This window comes from Peribacillus sp. NPDC058002 (genome assembly GCF_042886655.1).
Classification (GTDB): domain Bacteria; phylum Bacillota; class Bacilli; order Bacillales; family DSM-1321; genus Peribacillus; species Peribacillus aracenensis.
Window position 1 is genome coordinate 1 of sequence record NZ_JBHVQU010000446.1, and the last position, 1,879, is coordinate 1,879.

The 1,879-nt window shown below is 38.8% G+C and carries 2 protein-coding genes; both read left to right on the plus strand.

Annotated elements, in window-relative coordinates; translation table 11 throughout:
• The first annotated feature begins 761 nt into the window (after window positions 1-761).
• Entirely contained in the window at window positions 762-1,259 is a 498-nt protein-coding gene (accB, locus tag ACFVSH_RS26145) for an acetyl-CoA carboxylase biotin carboxyl carrier protein (RefSeq protein WP_260284668.1), read from the plus strand.
• Between the two features lie 14 nt (window positions 1,260-1,273).
• Window positions 1,274-1,879, plus strand: a 606-nt coding sequence (locus tag ACFVSH_RS26150) for a biotin carboxylase N-terminal domain-containing protein (protein WP_387708711.1), incomplete at its 3' end; no start/stop codon positions are given.

Below are 1,879 nucleotides of genomic sequence, written 5' to 3' on the forward strand. Positions count from 1 at the left end.
GGTGGACGGTACGGATGTAAAGGTGAGTGTCAAGGCCGATAAACAAACGAAAACAGAGGCCAATAACATTATCCGCCTTGTAAGGAAAGAAGTGAGCGATGCACAAAATGTTGTTGTCGATTTCCAACCGGAAAAGTAAACACACATACAGAAAAAAATGCTGATACAGAACAGTTCAACTTCATAAAATTTTGAAAGCCCCCTTAGTAAAAAAAGGAGGCTTTTTTATTATGATTTTTTTTTAACTATCTTACAATCTGGAAACTTTAGAGGAAAAGTTTTTTTATGTCAATTGGCATAAGGAACTCAAATAAAAATGGTGAAAATGACCATCCGTAATATTCTAGAAAAGTAATAAAAATGGATATTGTTGCTGATTTTTTAGGAATTAAAGGGAAAATTCAAGAGAAGGCGTTAAGGTGCCCCAGTTGAAAAATATTCACAATATTATAATAAAGGTGTAAGATAGAAGTATGGATAATAAGTTACAACTAATCTATCATTGAATTTGTATAAGCTAATATTGTATGATGTTAGAAGCTGGTCATAAACTTTTCAATTTTCTTAGGGAAACAATATTTTGAGAAAGTGAAATATCTGTTATAATACAGATGAGGTTTGTATTCAGTTTATTCGCATTCTCATAAAGAAAGCGGCTACTTTGTGCAGTATTGGACAAAGTAGGATAAGCTAAGGGTATGGTTACATAAAATATTATTGCCTCACAAATTCATACTAAATTAGACAAGGGGTGCCACAAAATGAAAGTGCAAGAAATTCGTGAAATTATTAAGCTAGTCGATCAATCAAATATCAATGAATTCGTTTTTGAAAATGAAGGAACGAAACTTAAATTGAAAAAAACTGAAGCGGGTACAGTATTACAATCAGTAGCTGCTCCAGATGTTGTTCAAGCCAATGCAGCTGTAGAGGTCAAGCCCGCAGCGGCCCCTGCTCCTGCAGTGACGAAAGCTGTTGAACCAGCAAAACCTGCCGCTGCAGTCAGCGAACAGGAAAATTTACATAAAATCACTTCTCCGATGGTAGGGACATTCTACCAATCTCCTGCACCGGATTCACCTGCATACGTAAAAACAGGTGATAAAGTAACGGGGGATTCCATCGTCTGCATCGTGGAAGCCATGAAACTTTTCAATGAAATCGAAGCTGAAGTAAGCGGTGAAATCGTTGAAGTCCTTGTAAAAGAAGGGCAGCTTGTAGAATATGGTCAACCGTTATTTTTAGTAAAGCCGGAATGAGGAGCTGTTTCTAAATGATTAAAAAGGTATTAATTGCCAATCGCGGGGAAATTGCTGTCCGAATCATCCGGGCATGCAAGGAATTAGGAATCGAGACTGTTGCAGTCTATTCAGAAGCAGATAAAGAAGCATTACATGTTCAAATTGCGGATGAAGCATATTGTATCGGTCCTAAATTATCAAAAGACAGTTATTTGAATACAACGAACATTATCAGCACAGCCAAGAAAACGGGATCTGATGCAATTCATCCAGGATATGGATTCCTAGCTGAAAATGCCGACTTTGCTGAGCTATGCCGTGAATGCAATATCATTTTCATCGGTCCTAGCCCCGAAGCTATCAATAAAATGGGAACAAAGGACGTAGCAAGGGAAACCATGCGCAAAGCTGGTGTACCGATCGTGCCAGGTTCTAAAGGAATAATTAAAGATACGGATGAGGGTGTAGCCCTAGCTAATGAAATGGGCTATCCAGTCATCATCAAAGCTACTGCCGGCGGAGGCGGTAAAGGTATCCGCGTTGCGAGGACGGAAGAAGATCTCATCAAGGGCATTAACATTACGCAACAGGAAGCCGCTACGGCATTTGGGAATCCTGGCGTGTATATTGAAAAGTTC